The sequence below is a fragment of the Dokdonella sp. GW821-FHT11D02 genome (assembly GCF_058808595.1).
Genome location: NZ_CM179520.1, coordinates 3,717,142 through 3,737,876, shown reverse-complemented (window position 1 = coordinate 3,737,876; position 20,735 = coordinate 3,717,142). Strand labels below are relative to the sequence as shown.

The following is a 20,735-nucleotide window of genomic DNA, read 5'->3' as shown; positions in this document are numbered from 1 at the left end:
ATTCTCTGCCGCCTCGTTAGCGAGGCGGCAATCGTCCGCGAATCGCGGACGATTGCACGGGATTTACTAGGCCATCTGAGAAGCTGCAAATTCCCAGTTGACCAAGTTCCAGAACGCTTCGACGTACTTCGGCCGCGCGTTGCGGTAGTCGATGTAGTAGGCGTGTTCCCACACGTCGCACGTCAGCAGCGGACGATCGGTGCCGGTGATCGGCGTGCCGGCGTTGGAGGTGCTGGCCAGCGCGAGGCTGCCGTCGGGACGCTGCACCAGCCAACCCCAGCCCGAGCCGAAGGTGCCGACGCTGGTCTTGGTGAACTCGTCCTTGAACTGGGCGAAGCCGCCGAAGGCCTTGTTGATCGCATCGGCGAGGCGGCCGCTCGGTTCGCCGCCGCCGTTGGGCGTGAGGCAGTTCCAGTAGAAGGTGTGGTTCCAGATCTGTGCGGCGTTGTTGAACATGCCGCCGGAGGACTTCTTGATGATGTCTTCGAGCGCCAGATTCTCGAACTCGGTGCCCTTGATCTGGTTGTTGAGGTTGGTGACGTAGGTCTGGTGATGCTTGCCGTAGTGGTAGTCGATGGTTTCCGCCGAGATGTGCGGAGCCAGCGCGTCGCGCGCCCAGGGAAGCGGGGGAAGTTCGATCGCCATGGGAATCTCCTTGCCGGTGGGTGAGGAAAGCGGGTCTCGCAGTCTAAGAGCCCGTTCGTGATCTTCCAATAGCGCGTACCGGCACCGATGTGTTGCCGGCACGACAACGCAAGATGGGCACATCGATCGTGAACCGGCTCCAACGTTGCGTGCGGCCGAATCAACCGCAGGTCGCGAGCTGGTAACATGCGCCCTTGCGCATTCACGCCTCGGCGCGACGCGCGCCGAGCTTTCCGAGAGTCATCATGGACGTCATCGAACGCATCAAGTCCACCCTCGAGTCGCAGCCGATCGTGCTGTTCATGAAGGGTACCCCGCAATTCCCGATGTGCGGCTTCTCCAGCCGTACCGCGCAAGCCTTGAAGGCGGTCGGCGCGAGCTTCCATTCGGTCAACGTATTGGAAGATCCCGAGATCCGCGCCAATCTGCCGCGCTACTCGAACTGGCCGACCTTCCCGCAGCTGTTCATCAACGGCGAGCTGATCGGCGGCTGCGACATCGCGCTCGAACTGTACGAATCGGGCGAGTTGGAGCGGCTGGTTCAAGACACGCAAAAGGCCTGATCTTGCTGCCTCTCGTTCATCTCGCGGACGGCGTCGCGTCGCCCGCGACGGATTCGTTGCGCGAGCGCGTCGTGTTGGTGACCGGCGCGACCGGCGGACTCGGCCGCAGCACCGCGCTGGCCGCGGCTGCCGCCGGTGCGACGGTCGTCCTACTCGGACGCAAAGTGCGCGCGATCGAACGTATTTACGATGAGATCGAGCAGCTCGGCGCACCGAAACCGGCGATCTATCCGATGGACTTGGCCGGCGCCACGCCGAAGGATTTCGCCGAGCTCGCCGTCGACATCGAGCGCGGTTGCGGCAGGCTCGACGGCTTGGTGCACGCGGCGGCGCACTTCGACACGCTGCAACCGTTCGAGCAGCAGAAAGCGGAAGAATGGACGCGCGCGCAGCAGGTCAACTTGCATGCGCCGGCGCTGCTGACCCAGGCTTGCCTGCCGCTGCTGCGGCGTGCGGACGATGCCGCGATCGTGTTCGTGTTCGACGACGTCGAGCGCGTCGGCAAGGCGTTCTGGGGTGGTTACGGTGTGGCCAAGCACGCGTTGATCGGGCTTGCGTCGATCCTGCACCAGGAAACCGAAAGCTCCGGCGTCCGCACGCACGCCTTGTTGCCGTCTCCGATGCGCACGGCTTTGCGCCGCGCGGCCTATTACGGCGAGAACACGATGATCCATGCGGAGCCGTCGTATGCCGCAGCGGCTGCGACCTGGCTGCTCGGGCGTGACGGGGCGGCGCTGCGCGGCAAAGTGCTCGATCTGCGTCGACCGGCATAGAGCCGGCGTGTCCGTTGGAGCGAAGGCTCCAGTTTCCGTCCCCTAGAATGGGGCTCGGGTCGCATTGCGCGGTCGTTGCACCGCTACGGGGGACGAATGGAAAGTTCGATGAGCACCTTGTCCGCCGGCGTCCTGCTGTTCTTGATCATGGACCCGATGGGCAACATTCCGCTGTTCCTCAGCGTGTTGCGCACCGTGCCCGCAGAACGGCGCATGTTCGTGATCGTGCGCGAAATGCTGATCGCGCTGATCACCTTGTTCGCGTTCCTGTTCGGCGGCCAGTATCTGCTGCAGCTGATGCATTTGAAGCAGGAGTCGGTGTCGATCGCCGGCGGCATCATCCTGTTCATCATCGGCGTACGCATGATTTTTCCGCCGCAGCACGGCATCTTCGGCGGCGACGAAGACGCCGAACCGTTCATCGTGCCGTTGGCGATACCGGCGGTGGCCGGACCTTCCACGATCGCGGCGGTGATGCTCTTGGCCAACAGCGATCCGGGCCGCACCGTCGACTGGAGCGTGGCCCTCTTGGTCGCTTGGCTCTTGACCGCGCTGATCCTGTTGTCTTCGACCTTCTTGTTCCGCATCCTGGGCGCGCGCGTGCTGACCGCGATGGAGCGCCTGATGGGTATGCTGCTGGTCGCGTTGTCGGTGCAGATGTTCCTGGACGGGCTGGTCGCTTACATCAGGCTGGCCGGTGTCCACTAAGCAAAATTGATACATCGCCTGAACGATGGGTCGTTCAGGCGCGCGATCCGTGACTTCCCGGCCGAGCGCGTCGCGCCAGGTCCACGCAAAGTTGTTGTAATACGGGGGCGTTAGCGTGCCCATGGACGATCCGAGAGGTGTGCCTTGATCAGCGTTGAACGCACTTTCTACGAGAAATTCCCGCGTCTGGCCGCAGGCAAGGCGCGCGCGTTCTCGCAGCCGGTGGTCGGGCTGCTGCGCAAAATCGCCTGCGAGGAACGCATCAACGCGATCCTCAAGGCCGGCGAGTCGCTGACCGGCTTCGAGTTCGTCGAGCTCGTGCTGAACGAGATCAAGATCAGTTACAGCGTCGCCAATACCGATCGCGAGAACATCCCGGTGGAGGGCCGCGTCGTGATCGTCGCCAACCATCCGCTCGGCGCGCTCGATGCGCTGACCTTGCTCCAGCTGGTCGGCTCGGTCCGGCGCGACGTCAAAATGCTCGCCAACGATGTATTGATGAAGCTGGAGCCTCTGAAGCCGCTGTTTCTGCCCTTGCCGGTGTTCGGCAACGGCAGCGCGATGGCGGGCATGCGCGAGGCCTATCGCGCGCTCGAGCGCGAAGAGGCGATCATCGTATTTCCTTCCGGCGAAGTCTCACGCATGAGTTCCAAGGGCGTGCGCGATCTCGAATGGTCGGAGGGCTTTTCGCGGTTGGCGCTGAAGACCGGCGCGCCGGTGTTGCCGGTGCATATCGAAGCGCGCAACTCGCCGGTATTTTACGGCGTGTCGATGCTGGCCAAGCCGCTGGCGATGCTGCTGCTCGCGCGCGAGATGTTCGCGGCGGCTCAGTCGCGCATCGATTTTCAGGTCGGCGAGATCGTGCCGACCTTGGCGCTGACGCGCTCGAAGCTCGACGCCGGGCAGATCGCGCAGCACATGCGCCGTCACGTCTACCGTCTTGCGCACCGTCGTCCGACCGTGTTCCCGACTTCGGCCGCAGTCGCGCATCCGGAGTCGCCGCTGGAAGTACGCCGTGCGTTGCGCGCCGCGGAAGTGCTCGGCCGCACCAACGACGGCAAGCAGATCTTGCTGCTCGATGCGCGCGCCGACGACCCGGCCCTGCGCGAGATCGGACGTCTACGCGAGCTGGCGTTCCGCCGTGTCGGTGAAGGCACCGGTGCGCGCCGCGACCTCGACCGCTACGACGCCTGGTATCGGCATGTGGTGTTGTGGGACGAGCAGGCGCTGGCGATCGTCGGCGCTTACCGCCTCGGCGAGGCCGGCACGATCTTGCGCGAGCGTGGACTGGACGGCCTCTACTCGGCCAGCTTGTTCGACTACGCGCCCGAAGCGCAGGCGTTCCTGCCCGACGCGGTCGAACTCGGCCGCAGTTTCGTGCAGCCGGCCTATTGGGGTTCGCGCAGTCTCGACTATTTGTGGCAGGGCATCGGCGCCTATCTGCGCAAGCGCCCGGAAGTGCGCTACCTGTTCGGTCCGGTCAGCTTGAGCGCTTCGCTGCCGCCCGAGGCGCGCGAGTGGATCGTGCATTACCACGGCCACTATTTCAGAGACCACGAGTGTCTGGCACGCGCTCGCAATCCTTTTGTCATCTCCAAGTCCATCGCCGATGCCGCACATGCGGACTGGGCAGGAAGGTCGCCGGGCGAAGGTTTGAGCATCCTCAAACAGCGTCTGGGCGACATGAAGGCCCAGCTGCCGACCCTTTATCGCCAGTACGCGGACCTCTGCGAGCCCGCTGGCGTGCGGTTTCTGGACTTCGGCGTCGATCCCGCCTTCGGCGGTTGCGTCGACGGCCTGGTGCGGCTGGATCTGGCCCATTTGCGCCCGATCAAGCGGGCGCGTTACATCGATGGCGCACGCGGACCTGACGCAGCGCAGCAAAATCTGGGCTGATGTTACAAATCCGTCATCAAACGCTGTTAAACTGCAGTTAAACAGCTCTACCGGGTTCGGGTACCCGGCAGCTTGGGGATCGAAAAAACCAACGCTCGCCCACGAGGGCTCCCTTCCGGGGAACCTCTCGAGGCGGCTTCGCGTTCGCGCACTTTACGATGCAGTGAGGGACTAGCAGCAATGAACAAGCCACTTCGGATGCGGGTCCTCCCGTGGGCCATCGCTTCGCTTTTCGCGGTATCCAGCGCTTTCGCGCAAAACACCTCGTCGTCGCTCGCCGGTCGCGTCGTCGACGGTGCCGGCAAGCCGGTCGCCGGCGCCAGCGTCGAAATCATCCACGTGCCGTCGGGCAGCGCGCGCACGGTGCTGACCGATGCGGACGGCCGTTACTCGGTGCAGGGTCTGCGCGTCGGCGGTCCGTTCGAGGTCAAGGCCTCGGGCGATCACGGTGAGAAAGCCGACCAGAACGACGTCTACCTGAAGCTGGCCGAAGAAACCACGTTGAACCTCACGGTCGCCGGCGGCAGCAGCAACGCGACGGAGCTTGCCGGCTTGACCGTCACCGCGGCGGCGCCGGGTGCGGTGTTCCAGGCCGACAACAAGGGCCTCAGCACGAACGTCTCGCAGCGCGAGCTGAAGCTGATCCCCAATCCCGGTCGTTCGATCCAAGACATCGCGCGCCTCAACCCGAACATCAATCTGACCAACAAAGCGCGCGGCGAAATTTCCGCGCTCGGCCAGAACAGCCGCTACAACAACATCACGATCGACGGTGTGGCGACCAACGACTCCTTCGGTCTCGAGCCGAACGGCCTGCCGTCGTTGAACCAGCCGCTGTCGTTCGACGCGATCGAGGAATACAACATCTCGACCGCGAACTTCGACGTCACCAATAAGCGTGCGGTCGGCGCCAACGTCAACATCGTCACCAAGTCCGGTACCAACGAATTCCACGGCGGCGCCTACTACGCGTACACGAACGCGAAGGACCTGACCAGCGACGAGCCGTCCGAGTACACCGGCTACACCGCGAAGAAGACCTACGGCGCGACGCTCGGCGGTCCGATCATCAAGGACACGCTGTTCTTCTTCCTGAGCTACGAAGAATCGAAGATCGAGGCGCCGGCGCCGGACTTCGGTCCGGTCGGCTCGGGTCGCAACAACATCGTCAACGTCACCCAGGATCAGCTCGACCGCATCATCTCGGCCGCCAATCGTTACGGCATGAAGCCGGGCGACTTGAATGCCTCGAATGCGGATCAGGAAAACAAGCTCTGGCTGGGCAAGCTCGACTGGAACATCGCCGACGGCCATCGCGCGAGCTTCCGCTACTCCAAGACCAAGAGCGAACAGCCGATCTTCAATACGCCGAGCCGTACGCGCCTGAACCTGTCGAGCAACTGGTACACGCAGGGCCGCGACCTCGAAAACTACGTGCTGAACTTGTATGACGACTGGACCGACACGTTCTCGACCGAAGCCTCGTTCTCGTGGTCGAAGTACGACTCGGTGCCGACCACGTTGGCGCAGCAGCCGCAGGTGCGCGTCAACATCGGCAACTCCGGCACGGCCGTCTATCTCGGCGAGGATGAGTTCCGCCACTACAACGTGCTCGGCGTGAAGAGCCTGTCCGGCTTCTTCGCCGGCAACTGGTTCCTCGGCGACCACACGGTCAAGGCCGGTCTCGACTTCCAGCGCGACAAGTTCTTCAACCTGTTCGGTCGTACCGAGTTCGGTTCGTACGCGTTCAACAGCGTGGAAGATTTCGAGGCAGGCCGGTACTCGACGTACTCGCTGTATCGCCCGACCAACGGCGACATCAACAGCATTGCCGCGCGCTTCCGCCTCGACCAGTGGGGCTTCTTCGTGCAGGACACCTGGCAGCTCACGCCGCAGTTGTCCTTGCAGTACGGCTTGCGCTGGGACGTGCCGCGCGTGCCGGATCGCCCGGTCGCCAATGCGAACTTCCAGCGCGCGTTCGGCTACTCCAACCAGGGCACGATCAACGGCAACGGCGTGATCGAGCCGCGCATGTCGTTCAACTACGACTTCGACACCGAGCGCAAGACGCAGCTGCGCGGCGGTATGGGCATCGTGCAGGGCGTGACGCCGGGCGTGTGGCTGGCCAATCCGTTCACCAACAACGGCATGACCTTGCAGACCTTCTCGATCGGTCCGAGCTGCAACACCGGGCCGGAGTGTCTGTTCAACCCGAACCCGTTCACGCAGAACCCGCCGGGCAATGCCGGTGTGCAGCAGACCGTCGACGTGGTCGACAAGAACTTGAAGCTGCCGACCGCGCTGAAGATCGGCCTCGCCTTCGATCGCGAGCTGCCGTGGTGGGGTTTGATCGGCACGGTCGAGTTCGCTCACGTCGGCGTGCGTAACGCGATCCAGTACAACGCGATCAACCTCGGTCCGGGCAACGGCTTCCTGCCCGACGGTCGCATCAACTACTGGACCACGGCCGGTCTGAATCCGAACAACTGGCTGGACCGCAACGGCAATCCGGTCGGCACCAACAACCCGACCGGCTACACCGGCAACCAGCGTGCGGGCGCCAATCCGGGCTTCGGCGGCGCCTCGACCTACCTGACCAATACGCGCAAGGGCGAGTCGAACTACCTGACCTTGTCGATCCGCAAGCCTTATTCGGAGAACTGGTTCGGTACGATGGCGCTGACCTACGGCCGTTCGACCGAAGTGAATCCGGGCACCTCGAGCCAGGCCTTCAGTAACTTCAACAGCCGCGCCACGCTCAACCCGAACGAGGACATCGCGCGCCGTTCGAACTACGACATCCGCCTGCGCTTCCTGACTGCGCTGACCTGGCAGCACAAGTTCTTCGGCGACTACACCACCAGCGTCTCGGGCGTGTGGAACATCAACTCGGGCCAGCCCTACAGCTGGACCTTCGGCAACGACGCCAACGGCGACGGCATCGCGCGCAACGACGTGTTCTTCGTGCCGCGTCCGGGCCAGGTCAACTTCACCCCGGGCACGACGCAGGCGCAGATCGACAACTTCTACGCCTTCATCAAGAACAACGACTACCTGCGCAATCACCAGGGCGGTGTCGTGTCGCGCAACGGTGCGACTTCCTCCTGGGTCAACCAGCTCGACCTGAGCTTCGTGCAAGAGATTCCGGGTCTGTTCGAAGGCAACAAGGGCGAGGTCCGCTTCGACCTCTTCAACTTCGGCAACCTGCTGAACAAGAATTGGGGTCAGATCTACAACCCGAACTTCCCCTACGTGCGTTCGCTGGCGAACTTCGCCGGCGTCGGCCCGGACGGCAAGTTCATCTACAACCTGACCGACCCGAAGACGATTGCGCAGAACAAGCAGGACGACAACGCGGTATCGCGTTGGTCGGTCCTGGTCACGGTGCGCTACACGTTCTAAGGTTCGAGCTTCACCGCTGCACGAACGGCCGGCCTTGCGCCGGCCGTTCGCTTTTTATGGGGGCCACTTGACCGCCATCGCGGCGGCTGGCATTGCTAGCAACCCCACGCGGCGCCCGTCGCCGCGAACGAAAAGGAAACGACATGAGCACGGAGCCAACTCCGATTCCCAATCCGATCCCGCCCGCTACCTTCAGCGCGCGCATTTCACCGGCCGCCGGTGGGCTCGACGTGCTGTCGCGCCACGAGGTCGCGCGCTTGCGCGACGCCGGTGGCGGCGGCCTGCACGAGTTGTTGCGCCGCTGCGCGCTGGCCGTGCTGACCCAGGGCACGGCGACCGACGATGCGCGCGCCTTGCTCGAACGCTACCCGGATTTCGACATCCAGATTCTGCAGCAGGATCGCGGCGTCAAACTCGAGCTGAAGAACGCGCCGGCGGAAGCCTTCGTCGACGGCCAGATCATCCGCGGCGTGAACGAACTGTTGTTCGCGGTCGTGCGCGACATCGTCTACGTCGCCACCCAGATCGACGCCGGCGGCTTCGATCTCACCGATTCGCCCGGCGTCACTCATGCGGTTTTCGAGATCTTGCGCAACGCGCGCGTGCTGCGCCCGAACGTCGATCCGAATCTGGTGGTCTGCTGGGGCGGCCACTCGATCGGCCGCGAGGAATATCTGTACACGAAGAAGGTCGGTTACGACCTCGGTCTGCGCGCGTTCGACATCTGCACCGGATGCGGTCCCGGCGCGATGAAGGGACCGATGAAGGGCGCGACGATCGCCCACGCCAAGCAGCGCCGACGCACCAACCGCTACATCGGCATCACCGAGCCCGGCATCATCGCGGCGGAATCGCCGAACCCGATCGTCAACAACCTGGTGATCATGCCGGACATCGAGAAGCGCCTGGAGGCCTTCGTCCGCGTCGCGCACGCGATCATCGTCTTCCCCGGCGGCGTCGGTACGGCGGAGGAGATCCTCTATCTGCTCGGCATTTTGCTGCATCCGGACAATGCGAACCTGCCGTTCCCGCTGCTCTTCACCGGTCCGCGCGAATCGGCGGCCTACTTCGAACAGATCGACCGCTTCCTACGGCTGGCGTTGGGCGACGACGTCGCCCGGCATTACAAGATCGTCGTCGACGATCCGCGCGAGGTCGCGCGCCAGGTGCGCAAGGGCATCGAACGCGTGCGCCAGTACCGGCTCGACAACAAGGACGCGTTCTTCTTCAACTGGGCCTTGAACATCGAGCGCGAGTTCCAGCAGCCGTTCCAGCCGACGCACGCGGCGATGGCGGCGCTGAATCTGCACCGCGACCAACCGCCGCACCGTCTCGCGGCGGATCTGCGTCGCGCGTTCTCCGGCATCGTCGCCGGCAACGTGAAGGAAGAGGGGATGCGTGCGATCGAACAGCACGGCGTGTTCGAGATCAACGGCGATCGTGAAATCATGTTGGCGCTCGACGCGCTGCTCGCCAGCTTCGTCGCGCAGCAGCGCATGAAGCTGCCGGGCTCGCGCTACGTGCCTTGCTATCGAGTTCACGCCGGCTGATCGCAGGCGTTCGGAGAGCGTTCTACCGCTGAGTTAGCGGTACGAACGCGGTGCGCCCGGGGCGAGGCGCTTGGTAGCTGTGGCCGGCTCCATGCCGGCGTGAAACTGGCCATCCGTGGCGACCCCGCCGTCCCGCCTGGCTGCACTTCTCACGAAGGACGACCACGGCCGGCAAGCGTCAACGGGGAGGGAGATCGGCCAACCGCGGTCAAGGGCGATTTATGGGCCGCATGGAACGGTTCAATGGCGCCTGCGCGACGACTTCGATGAAGAAGAATTTAGGTAGGCGGCGCTGCTCGTTCGTGCGGTCGGCAGCGTGGGCGCCGCTTCACTTCGTAATTCTCCGTGCCGGCAAAGACGGTGCGGCGGAGAGAATACGGACGAGCCTGCTCACTCCGCGAATTCCCGACCGAACCGATACCGCCGTGTCTTCTTCTTGAGCGCCGTGGTCGATGCAATACGACCGAGTCCAGTAGCTCGGAGGTCGAACGCTTTCTTTCGGCGCCACATCGTTGGCGACTTCTTCGCCTTCCGCGAGCGCTCGCGTTTTGGCTGCATGGAGGCAGAGGGCAGGCGGCGCGCATGCAGGCGGTCCTCGAACGAGACCATCGATAATCACGGCCAAGCTCGGCCCAAGCGGGCGGCGCCGCGCACTTGGTCGACGATTGCCGAAGAGCGTTAGGTAGATCCCATAACGTCAGACGGCCGCACGAGGGCGGCCGTCTAAGTCTTTGAATGTGGCGCCCGAAGTTGGACTCGAACCAACGACCCCCTGATTAACAGTCAAGTGCTCTAACCGGCTGAGCTATTCGGGCGAGCCGCGTATTTTGTTGAGGACGCGGTCGGCCGTCAAGTTTTCGTTGTGAACCCGCCCGGTCAGCCGGCTACGCGCAGGCAGGCGGCGGCTTGTGCGGGCTCCGCCGCGCCGCTGCGGACACGGCCGGCATTGTTGATCACCAGACGGGTAGCGGCACCGGCAGCGCGGTCGCAGACGGTCAAACCGAGGTTGCTGCCGCCGGCGCTGCCGTCGGGCTGGTAGTCGACCTGCAGGCGGCCGCTGCTGGTGAGGATGGCGACGCCGCCCGGTTGCGCTTGTGCGACGGCGACGAGTGGGTCGCTTTCCGAACGGATGCGGTCGCGGTCGAGGTCGGCGAAGACGATCCAGCCGTGCTGCCATTGCGTGGTGCGATCGCAGCGTCGTTGGTCCGAGCTGGGGCAGATCACAACCCGACTGCCACGGCCGACTGCCGCGAGGCGTGCTTGGTTGAGCGCGGCGTGCAGCGAATCGCGTGCGGTCTGCAACTGCGTGCGGCCGATCAGCTTGGCGTAGGACGGCGCGGCCAGTGCGAGCAGGACGGCGAGGATGGCGACCGTCATCAAGAGCTCGATCAGGGTGAATCCGTGCGGACGCAATGTGGACTTTTGCATGGCGAACCTCCATCTCGTACCAGTCCCATGCTAGGTGCCGATCTCCTTGCGAACGATGGCCGCGCGCCGTCGAAGCACGTAGGAAATCCACTCGTGCGTGCCGGCGGGAGCCGCCGGTGCGACGGCTATAATCGAAGATCGACGCGGAGTGCCGATGTCCGACCGTTTTCAGCTCGTAGCGCCGTTCCAGCCTTCCGGTGACCAACCGGGCGCGATTGCCCGCCTGCAAGAAGGTTTCGAGGCGGGCCTGGCGCAGCAGACCCTGCTCGGCGTGACCGGCTCGGGCAAGACCTTCACCATCGCGAACCTGGTCGAGCGTATCCAGAAGCCGACTCTGGTGATGGCGCCGAACAAGACGCTGGCGGCGCAGTTGTACGGCGAGTTCAAGGAGTTCTTCCCGCACAACGCGGTCGAGTACTTCGTCAGCTACTACGACTACTACCAGCCCGAAGCCTACGTTCCATCCAGCGATACCTACATCGAGAAGGACGCCACCATCAACGAGCACATCGAGCAGATGCGCTTGTCGGCGACGAAGACGCTGCTGTCGCGGCCGGATGCACTGATCGTCGCGACCGTATCGGCGATCTACGGCCTCGGCGATCCGGAAGATTATTTGTCGATGCGGCTGATCCTCGCCCGCGGCGAGCACACCGATCAGCGCAAGCTGATCCGTCATCTGACCGAACTGCAATATACGCGCGGCGACATGGAACTGCGTCGCGGCACCTATCGAGTGCGCGGCGAAGTCATCGACGTGTTCCCAGCCGAGTCGGAAACCGAGGCTCTGCGCATCGAGCTGTTCGACGGCGAAGTCGAGAGCCTCAGTCTGTTCGACCCCTTGACCGGCGCGACCTTGCGCAAGGTGCCGCGCTACGTGGTCTATCCGAAGACGCACTACGCGACCACGCGCGATCGCGTGCTGCATGCGATCGACACGGTCAAGGCCGAACTGAAGGACCGGCTCGACTATCTGTACAAGGCGAACAAGTTGGTCGAGGCGCAGCGGTTGGAGCAGCGCACGCGCTTCGATGTCGAAATGATGGCCGAGGTCGGCTACTGCAACGGCATCGAAAACTACTCGCGTCATCTCACCGGGCGCGCGCCGGGTGAGCCGCCACCGACCTTGTTCGACTATCTGCCGCCGGACGCGTTGCTGGTGGTGGACGAATCGCACGTGACGGTGCCGCAGCTCGGCGCGATGTACAAAGGCGATCGTTCGCGCAAGGAGACGCTGGTCGAATTCGGCTTCCGGTTGCCGTCGGCGTTGGACAACCGGCCGCTGCGTTTCCACGAGTGGGAGGAACGCGCGCCGCGCACCGTGTTCGTCTCGGCCACGCCGCGCGCGTACGAGATCGAGAAGTCGGGCGGCAGCATCATCGAGCTGGTGGTGCGGCCGACCGGTCTGATCGATCCGCGCGTGGAAGTGCGCCCGGCGCGCACCCAGGTCGACGATCTGCTGTCGGAAGCGAACGCGCGTATCGCGCAGGGTGATCGCGTGCTGGTCACGACGCTGACCAAGCGCATGGCCGAGAACCTGACCGAATACCTCGAAGAGCACGGCGTGCGCGTGCGCTATCTGCATTCGGACATCGAGACGGTCGAGCGCGTGGAGATCCTGCGCGACCTGAGGTTGGGCAAGTTCGACGTGCTGGTCGGCATCAATCTGCTGCGCGAAGGCCTGGACATGCCCGAGGTCTCGCTGGTCGCGATCCTCGATGCGGACAAGGAAGGATTTCTGCGTTCGACCGATTCGCTGGTGCAGACGATCGGCCGCGCCGCGCGCAACCTGCGCGGCACCGCGATCTTGTACGCCGACCGTGTCACCCGCTCGATGCAGGCGGCGATCGACGAGACCGACCGCCGCCGCGCGCGCCAGGTCGAGTACAACGTCGAGCACGGCATCACGCCGAAGTCGGTCGTGCGCAAGATCACCGACGTAATGGAAGGCGCACGAGCCGAGGGCGCCGCCGAGCGTGGCCGCGGCCGCGGCACATCGGCGGCGCGCCGGGTCGCCGAACCGGCGGCCGACTACCGTCTGCTGACGCCCGAGCAGGTCGCGGCGAAGATTCGACAGCTCGAAGCGCAGATGTACAAGCACGCGCAGGATCTCGAGTTCGAAGACGCCGCGCGTCTGCGCGATGAGATCCACCGTATTCGCGAGCAGGGCCTGATCGGCTAGTCGTCGCTGTGCGCGACGGTCACGGATCTGTCGCGCGCTACCGCTAGGCTTTGCAGCCGCCCCTGGAAGTTGCGCCGCCCGTGCATGGGCAGCGCATCGCGAAGTACTGCACGATGAATCCAGCTCCGACGACGCGCGCTCGCGTGCCGGCTGTCGCCGCTTCCGCCGATCTGCAGCCGTTGCTGCTGCCGACCGCGCCGGTGGCGTCGCAGACCAGCGTGCTCGACGTCGCGCGACTGTTCCTCGATTCGCGCCACGCCGGCCTGCTCAGCCTCGCCGTGGTCGACGCCGGCCGACCCCTCGGTACGATCAGCCGCTACGAGTTGATGCGGGTATTTTTGATGCCGTACGGACGCGAGTTGTACGGCCGCCGCCCGATCACCGCGCTGATGAACGCGCAGCCTCTGGTATTGGCGGCGACCACGCCGTTGGATCAGGCGGCGCGCGCGATCGCCAGCCACATCCGCAGTCCGATCACCGACGACTTCGTGCTGGTCGACGCCGCCGGGGAGTATCTGGGCACCGGCCTCGTGCTCGACGTGCTGCGCGCGGTGGAGAGCCGCCTGACCGAGCGCGGCGGCGAACTCGAACGCGCCTATGCGCGACTGAAATCTTCGCAGCTGCAACTGGTGCAATCGGAAAAGATGGCCTCGCTCGGCCAGATGGTCGCGGGCCTGGTGCACGAGATCAACACGCCGCTCGGCTACGTGCGCAACAACGTCGAGATGACGCGCGAGATGCTCGGCGACGCGGTGCAGCTGGTCTCGGCGCAGCAGGCGGTGATCGGCGCGCTCACCGGCGCCGAAGAGCCGGACGCCGCGCTCGATGCACGCCTGGCCGAAATCGAGACGCTGCGGCCGCGCATCGACGCGGCGGCACTGGAAGACGTTTGCGGTCTGCTCGACGACACCCTGCATGGTGTCGGCCAGATCGGCGATCTGGTCGGAAATCTGAAGGACTTCAGCCGGCTCGACCAGTCGTTCCTGCAGAAAGCCGACGTCAACAAGCTCGTCGACAGCGCCTTGAAGATCGTGCAGCACCTTTTGCGTAAACGCGACATCGCCGTGACGCGCGAGACCGGCGAGCTGCCGGAGATCGAATGTGCGCCGGCGCAGATCAATCAGGTGCTGCTGAATCTGCTCAGCAACGCGATCCAGGCGATCGAGCACGAGCGCGGGCGCATCGTCGTGCGCACCCAGGTGCTCGACGGCCGCGTGCTGATCCTGGTGCAGGACAACGGCAAGGGCATTGCCGAAGAGCATCTGGCGCGCATCTTCGATCCGTTCTTCACCACCAAGCCGGTCGGGCAGGGCACCGGCATGGGGCTGGCGATTTCGCATCAGATCGTCGAGCAGCACGGCGGCATGATCCGCGTGGCATCCAAGCCGGGCATCGGCACGCGCTTTCTGCTCGTATTGCCGCTGGCCGCACGCGGAGATCGCGCATGAGCGCGGCGCTGCCGAGCGTGCTGTTCGTCGACGACGAGGAACGCATCCTGCGCTCGCTGCGCATGCTGTTTCGCGGCCGCTGCGAAATCCTCGCCACCACCTCCGGCCGCGAAGCGATCGACTGGGTGCGGCAGCGGCCGGTGCACGTGGTGGTCAGCGATCAGCGCATGCCCGGCCTCAGCGGCGTCGAGGTGCTGCGCGCCGTTGCCGAACATTCGCCGGCGACGATGCGGGTGCTGCTCACTGGCTACGCCGACCTCGATGCCGTCACCGCCTCGGTCAACGAGGGCGAGATCTACCGTTTTGTCGAAAAGCCGTGGAACGGGCCGTATCTGGTCGACGTGGTCGAGCAGGCCGCGCGCGTGGCGATCCGCGATTTCGCCGCCGTCGCCGTTCGCCCTGCGGTGCGGCCGGCAGCGCCGACGCCGGCGCCGATCGCGATCGCGGCGCGCGTTCTCGTGCTCGACGGCGACGGCGCCATCGCCGCACAGGTCGGCGAACTCCTGCCCGCCGCGGTGCAAGTCGAGCACGCGCGCGATCTCGAAAGTGCCCTGTCCCTGCTGGCCGAGCACGATGTGGCCGTGCTGGTCGCGCAGCTTTCCAGCGCGCACGGCGACGTCGCCGACGCGTTGAAGCGCCTGAAGCGATTGCGGCCGGCGACCTTGGCGATCGTGCTCTCCTCGCTGCGCGACAGCCGCCTGGTCATCGGCCTGATCAACGAAGGACAGATCTTCCGTTTCCTGTTGCAGCCGGCAGTACGCGAACTGCTGCGCCGCGGCCTGATCGCGGCGCTCGAGCGCCATGCCGAGCTGCGCGCGAACATCGGCCTGATGCGTCGTCACGAGGTGGAGCCGTTGCGGGTGGAGCCGGCGACCATGCCGGGCCGTCTGCTGCAGGTGTGGCGCCGCATTCGCGAAGCGACCGGGGCGCGGATCGGCTGAGCGAGGGGCCGTCAATGGAGGCTCGCCGCGTCCAATTCCCGTCGGCGTCCGCTGGGGGATTTCAGTTTCCGATCCGCTTTCAGCTTGTGCTGGGACCTCGACTCGGTTAGGCTTCGCGCCCCCTGCTAGGGGCGGTTAGCTCAGCGGTAGAGCACTACCTTGACATGGTAGGGGTCACAGGTTCGATCCCTGTACCGCCCACCAAATCCAAGCGATTGGACGGCGCGATCCTCATCGGTCGCGCCGTTTTCGTTTGCGCGGCGTCTGCGCGTGACCGGCGCCGAAGACGGCGGCGCGAGTGCGTTGACAGCTTTCGCTGCCTGTTCTAGTTTTGCCGGCGTTTTCCGAACTCCATCGAGAGGTGGCCCGCGGGTAACCGCCGGCCGAGCGTGCGACATGTCGACGCGAACGTTCCGAGCCTGATCCGATCGCGCGAAGCCACCCTCGAAGGGCGCTTGGCGCCCTTTATTTTTGTGTGCTTTTGCCGTCGTCCTGACGGCGAGAGTCGAAGCGGCTCTCCATCGCCGCAAATTCAATCGAATCCACCATGATCAACATCACGCTCCCCGACGGCAGCCAGCGCCAGTTCGATCATCCGGTCACGGTCGCCGAGGTCGCCGCCTCCATCGGTGCCGGTCTGGCCAAGGCCGCCCTGGCCGGCAAGGTCGACGGCCGTCTGGTCGATACCAGTTATCGGATCGATTACGACGCCGACCTGGCCATCGTCACCGACAAGAGTCCCGAAGCGCTCGAGGTCCTGCGTCATTCGACCGCACATTTGCTCGCCCAGGCGACGCAGCGGCTGTTTCCCGACACCCAAGTCACCATCGGCCCGGTGATCGACAACGGCTTCTATTACGACTTCGCGCGCAAGACGGCGTTCACGCCGGAGGACCTCGAGAAGATCGAGGCCGAGATGAAGAAGATCGTCGCCGAGGAGCTGCCGGTGGCGCGCTCGGTCATGTCGCGCGACGAGGCGGTCAAGTTCTTCCGCGACAAGCAAGAGGAATACAAGGCGCAGATCATCGAGTCGATTCCGGCCAACGAAGAGCTGTCGCTGTATGCGCAGGGCGATTTCATCGACCTTTGCCGCGGCCCGCATGTGCCCAACACCAGCAAGCTGCGCGCGTTCAAGCTGATGAAGGTGGCCGGCGCGTATTGGCGTGGCGACTCCAACAACGAGATGCTTCAGCGCGTCTACGGCACCGCCTGGCTCAACGACAAAGACCTCAAGGCGTACCTCACCCAGCTGGAGGAGGCCGAGAAGCGCGACCATCGCAAGATCGGCAAGGCGCTCGACCTATTCCACGTGCAAGAGGAAGGGCCGGGCCTGGTGTTCTGGCACCCGAAGGGCTGGGCGATCTGGCAGGTGGTCGAGCAGCACATGCGCCGGGTCTACCGCGATTCGGGCTACCAGGAAGTGCGCTGCCCGCAGGTGCTGGACGTGTCGCTGTGGCAGAAGTCGGGCCACTGGGACAACTACAAGGAGAACATGTTCTTCACCGAGTCGGAGAAGCGCACCTACGCCTTGAAGCCGATGAACTGCCCCGGCCACGTGCAGATCTTCAATCACGGCCTGCACAGCTACCGCGACCTGCCGATCCGCTACGGCGAGTTCGGCGCCTGCCACCGCAACGAGCCTTCCGGCGCATTGCACGGCATCCTGCGCGTGCGCGGCTTCACCCAGGACGACGGCCACATCTTCTGCACCGAAGAGCAGATCGAGGCCGAGGTGACGGCGTTCCATCAGCAGGCGCTGAAGGTGTACGCGGAGTTCGGCTTCAGCGACATCCAGATCAAGATCGCGTTGCGCCCCGAGCCGCGCCTGGGTGACGATGCGACCTGGGACAAGGCCGAGGGCGCCCTGCGCTCGGCGCTGCGCGCCTGCGGCGTGGACTGGCAGGAATTGCCCGGCGAGGGCGCCTTTTACGGCCCCAAGATCGAGTACCACCTGCGCGACGCGATCGGGCGCACCTGGCAGCTCGGCACCATGCAGGTCGATTTCATGATGCCGGGCCGCCTGGGCGCCGAGTACGTCGACGAGCACAGCCAGCGCCGCCAGCCGGTGATGCTGCACCGGGCCATCGTCGGCTCGATGGAGCGTTTCATCGGCATCCTGATCGAGCACCATGCCGGCCAATTCCCGCCCTGGCTGGCGCCGACGCAGGCGGTCGTCATGAACATTACCGACGCGCAGGCCGATTTCGTGAGCGAAGTCGCGCAAACCCTTGTCTCGCAAGGTTTCCGGGTCGAGGCGGATTTGCGCAACGAGAAAATCGGCTATAAAATCCGCCAACACACGCTGGACAAGGTCCCTTATCTCCTGGTCGTCGGCGACCGCGAAAAGGAAGCGGGGGCCGTCGCCGTGCGTACGCGCGCTGGCGAGGATCTGGGCTCGATGCCGATCGCCAGCTTCGTGTCACGTTTGAAGTCCGAGGGCGCGCAGGCCTGATCGCCGGCCGCTTCGGGTAACGTTTCTCCAAAGAGGATTCGCATATCGCCACCGACAACAAGCCGAACCGCAGGAACCTGGAAATCCGCGTTCCGCGAGTTCGCGTCATCGGAGCAGAGGGAGAGCAAGTCGGCATCCTGTCGCGCGACGAAGCGCTGGCCATGGCCCAGGAAGTCGGCTTGGATCTGGTCGAGATCCAGCCCAACGGCGATCCGCCGGTGTGCCGGATCATGGATTTCGGCAAGTTCAAGTTCGACGCGCAGAAGAAGGCGCACGCGGCGAAGAAGAAACAGAAGCAGCAGGAAATCAAGGAACTGAAGTTCCGCCCGACCACGGACGTCGGCGATTACGCGATCAAGTTGCGCAATCTGCGGCGGTTCCTGGAGGAAGGCGACAAGGTCAAGATCACGATCCGCTTCCGCGGTCGCGAGATGGCGCATCAGGAGCTGGGCCGTGCGATGGTCGACAAGATCTCGGCCGACATCGTCGAGGAAGCGGTGATCGAGCAGTACCCGCGCATGGAAGGGCGCCTGATGGTCATGATGATCGCGCCGAAGAAGAAGCAATAGCTCTATTGAAAAGTGCGGTCAGGATGACCGCTGTTTGATCTTCGCACTCAGGACGAGCGCAAAAGCACATTTCTCTCCCGCTAGCGGGAGAGGACAGGATGAGGGACTTCTCCACGAGTTCCCTCACCCGGCCCCTATGGGCCGACTTCTCCCGCAAGCGGGAGAAGTGAAGAAGCAGGGAGATCGCCTACGGGCGATCAGTATCACAAGCCGGAACGAGCACGGACGGAAAGTGCGATCGACGATCGCCGCTCGGGCCAGTCACGAAAACCAACGAAGGAAGTTAGTCATGCCTAAGATGAAAACCAACCGGGCCGCGGCGAAGCGGTTCCGCAAGACCGCGTCCGGCAAGTTCAAGTGCGGCCACGCGTTCAAGAGCCACATCCTGACCAAGAAGTCGACCAAGCGTAAGCGCGGTCTGCGTGCCACCAACCATGTGCGCAAAGAAGACGCCGGTCGCGTCTCGCGCATGCTGCCGTATAGCTAAGGAGAGCAGCCATGGCACGAGTCAAGCGCGGCGTCATCGCCCACCGTCGTCACAAGAAGATCCTCGGCAAGGCCAAGGGTTACTACAACGCGCGTCGCAAGGTTTTCCGCGTCGCCAAGCAGGCCGTCACCAAGGCGCACCAGTACGCCTACATCGGCCGCAAGCAGAAGAAGCGCAATTTCCGTGCGCTGTGGATCGTCCGCATCAACGCCGCTGCGCGTCAGTTCGGCCTGTCCTACAGCCGCTTGATGAATGGCTTCAAGAAAGCCGGCATCACGCTCGACCGCAAGGTGCTGGCCGACATCGCCGTGCACGACATCAAAGCGTTCGGCGCGCTCGCGGAAAAAGCCAAAGCTGCGCTGTAGTTTTTGCGATCGTTTCTGATCGCGAGAATCAAAGAGCGGCCATCGGTGGCCGCACTCCTCAAGAAAGGCGTCGCTTGTTTGGATGCCTGATTGGACAGCGGGGAGGAGGCCAGGCCTCCTCCCCGTTTTGTTTTCATCGGTGCGCGCTCCGTCCAGGAGCGCCGCCATCGGAATGGTTGCAACGGTTTTTGCAAGTCTCGGCTTCGGAGCGTTCCACCGCAGCCGTCCTCAGCTGCATTTCTCACGTGTTGAAGCACTCCGGAATTTCGCGATGGACGTATTGCAAGACCCTCAACGATCGCTCGACCAGATCGCGGCCGCCGACACGCTCGATGCGCTCGACGCGCAGCGCGTCGCCTTGCTCGGCAAGAACGGCGCCGTCACCGCCGCGCTGAAGGCGCTCGGCACGCTGGCGCCCGAAGAGCGCAAGGCGCGCGGCGCCGAGGTCAACCGCGTCAAGGAGCAGCTCGCGGATGCGATCGCTGCGCGCAAAGCCGCGCTCGAACAGGTCGAGCTCGATCGCCGTCTCGCTTCCGAGCGCATCGACGTGAGCCTGCCTGGGCGCCGTGCCGAGCGCGGCAGCCTGCATCCGCTGACGCGCGCGCTCGATCGCATCGTTTCCATCTTCGCCCGGCTCGGCTACGACGTCGCCGACGGCCCGGAAATCGAAGACGACTGGCACAACTTTGGCGCGTTGAATTTCCCGCCGGACCATCCGGCGCGCACCATGCACGACACCTTCTGGTTTCCGGACGGTCGTCTGCTGCGCACGCATACCTCGCCGGTGCAGATCCGCGCCGCCAAGGGCCGCACGCCGCCGATCCGCATCATCGCGCCGGGTAAGGTTTATCGCAGCGATTCGGATCAGACCCATTCGCCGATGTTCCACCAAGTCGAAGGGCTATTGATCGACGAGACCTCGACGATGGCCGATCTCAAGGGCACGCTGCGCGAATTCCTGCGCGCGTTCTTCGATCGCGACTTCACCATGATGTTCAAGCCGACGTTCTTCCCGTTCGTCGAGCCCGGCGCCGATGTGGTGATCCGCTGGGAGCTGCCCGACGGCGGTTCGCGCTGGCTCGAAGTGCTCGGCTGCGGCATGGTGCATCCCGAAGTCTTGCGCAACTGCGGCATCGATCCGGAACGCTATACCGGCTTCGCTTTCGGCATGGGCGTCGAGCGTTTGGCGATGCTGCGCTACGGCGTCACCGACTTGCGCGCGTTCTTCGAGAACGACGTCCGGTTTCTCAGGCAATTCGCCTGAGAAACCGGGATTCGGGATGGGAGTTTGGGGATCGGTAAAGCGTTCCCGAGCGCCATTCGAAT

Annotated in this window: 16 protein-coding genes and 2 tRNA genes; 15 read left to right on the top strand and 3 right to left on the bottom strand. The window is 64.4% G+C overall.

What is annotated here, in order from left to right; genetic code table 11:
- Nucleotides 1-66: 66 nt before the first annotated feature.
- Nucleotides 67-645: a superoxide dismutase gene (locus tag AC3QL3_RS16075; RefSeq protein ID WP_492895090.1), complete on the bottom strand. Its 579-nt coding sequence runs from the start codon at nt 643-645 to the stop codon at nt 67-69.
- Nucleotides 646-890: 245 nt separating this feature from the next.
- Between AC3QL3_RS16075 and grxD the strand changes: the two genes are divergently transcribed.
- The 6 genes from grxD (at nt 891) to ppnN (ending at nt 9,537) form a co-directional block, all read left to right on the top strand.
- Entirely contained in the window at nt 891-1,208 is a 318-nt protein-coding gene (gene grxD, locus AC3QL3_RS16070) for a Grx4 family monothiol glutaredoxin (RefSeq protein WP_492895089.1), read from the top strand.
- A gap of 2 nt (nt 1,209-1,210) precedes the next feature.
- Nucleotides 1,211-1,981, top strand: a complete 771-nt coding sequence (locus AC3QL3_RS16065; RefSeq protein WP_492895088.1) for an SDR family NAD(P)-dependent oxidoreductase — start codon at nt 1,211-1,213, stop codon at nt 1,979-1,981.
- 108 nt (nt 1,982-2,089) lie between these two features.
- Nucleotides 2,090-2,689: a MarC family protein gene (locus AC3QL3_RS16060; protein WP_492895087.1), complete on the top strand. Its 600-nt coding sequence runs from the start codon at nt 2,090-2,092 to the stop codon at nt 2,687-2,689.
- A 144-nt stretch (nt 2,690-2,833) separates the two neighbouring features.
- The gene (olsF, locus tag AC3QL3_RS16055) at nt 2,834-4,585 is read left to right on the top strand and encodes a bifunctional ornithine lipid synthase OlsF (RefSeq protein WP_492895086.1); all 1,752 of its coding nucleotides are present in this window, start codon (nt 2,834-2,836) and stop codon (nt 4,583-4,585) included.
- A 198-nt stretch (nt 4,586-4,783) separates the two neighbouring features.
- Entirely contained in the window at nt 4,784-7,987 is a 3,204-nt protein-coding gene (locus AC3QL3_RS16050; RefSeq protein ID WP_492895085.1) for a TonB-dependent receptor, read from the top strand.
- A gap of 143 nt (nt 7,988-8,130) precedes the next feature.
- Nucleotides 8,131-9,537 (top strand): nucleotide 5'-monophosphate nucleosidase PpnN, encoded by a 1,407-nt coding sequence (gene ppnN / locus AC3QL3_RS16045; protein WP_492895084.1) that lies wholly within the window; start codon nt 8,131-8,133, stop codon nt 9,535-9,537.
- Between the two features lie 738 nt (nt 9,538-10,275).
- On the opposite strand, the gene AC3QL3_RS16040 is transcribed toward ppnN, so the two are convergent.
- Together AC3QL3_RS16040 and AC3QL3_RS16035 are read right to left on the bottom strand one after the other, a co-directional pair.
- A tRNA-Asn gene (locus AC3QL3_RS16040) sits at nt 10,276-10,352 on the bottom strand.
- 61 nt (nt 10,353-10,413) lie between these two features.
- On the bottom strand, nt 10,414-10,965 hold the full coding sequence (locus AC3QL3_RS16035) for a GspH/FimT family pseudopilin (protein WP_492895083.1): 552 nt from the start codon (nt 10,963-10,965) through the stop codon (nt 10,414-10,416).
- Between the two features lie 154 nt (nt 10,966-11,119).
- On the opposite strand from AC3QL3_RS16035, the gene uvrB reads away from it, so the two are divergent.
- From uvrB to AC3QL3_RS15990, 9 genes are all read left to right on the top strand, one after another.
- Nucleotides 11,120-13,147, top strand: a complete 2,028-nt coding sequence (gene uvrB, locus AC3QL3_RS16030; RefSeq protein ID WP_492895082.1) for an excinuclease ABC subunit UvrB — start codon at nt 11,120-11,122, stop codon at nt 13,145-13,147.
- Between the two features lie 113 nt (nt 13,148-13,260).
- Nucleotides 13,261-14,595 (top strand): sensor histidine kinase, encoded by a 1,335-nt coding sequence (locus tag AC3QL3_RS16025; protein WP_492895081.1) that lies wholly within the window; start codon nt 13,261-13,263, stop codon nt 14,593-14,595.
- Complete coding sequence (locus AC3QL3_RS16020) at nt 14,592-15,536, top strand: response regulator (RefSeq protein ID WP_492895080.1); 945 nt, start codon at nt 14,592-14,594, stop codon at nt 15,534-15,536. The genes AC3QL3_RS16025 and AC3QL3_RS16020 overlap by 4 nt, the downstream gene beginning before the upstream one ends.
- A 129-nt stretch (nt 15,537-15,665) precedes the next feature.
- Nucleotides 15,666-15,740, top strand: a tRNA-Val gene (locus AC3QL3_RS16015).
- Nucleotides 15,741-16,083: 343 nt separating this feature from the next.
- Nucleotides 16,084-17,988 (top strand): threonine--tRNA ligase, encoded by a 1,905-nt coding sequence (gene thrS, locus AC3QL3_RS16010; protein ID WP_492895079.1) that lies wholly within the window; start codon nt 16,084-16,086, stop codon nt 17,986-17,988.
- Between the two features lie 44 nt (nt 17,989-18,032).
- Entirely contained in the window at nt 18,033-18,557 is a 525-nt protein-coding gene (infC, locus tag AC3QL3_RS16005) for a translation initiation factor IF-3 (protein ID WP_492898955.1), read from the top strand.
- A gap of 289 nt (nt 18,558-18,846) precedes the next feature.
- Nucleotides 18,847-19,044, top strand: coding sequence for a 50S ribosomal protein L35 (gene rpmI / locus AC3QL3_RS16000; protein ID WP_492895078.1), 198 nt, complete (start codon nt 18,847-18,849; stop codon nt 19,042-19,044).
- Between the two features lie 11 nt (nt 19,045-19,055).
- Nucleotides 19,056-19,409: a 50S ribosomal protein L20 gene (gene rplT / locus AC3QL3_RS15995; RefSeq protein ID WP_492895077.1), complete on the top strand. Its 354-nt coding sequence runs from the start codon at nt 19,056-19,058 to the stop codon at nt 19,407-19,409.
- Nucleotides 19,410-19,680: 271 nt separating this feature from the next.
- Nucleotides 19,681-20,673 carry a phenylalanine--tRNA ligase subunit alpha gene (locus AC3QL3_RS15990; protein ID WP_492895076.1) on the top strand — a complete coding sequence of 331 codons (993 nt, stop codon included), beginning with the start codon at nt 19,681-19,683 and terminating at the stop codon, nt 20,671-20,673.
- Nucleotides 20,674-20,735: the final 62 nt, after the last annotated feature.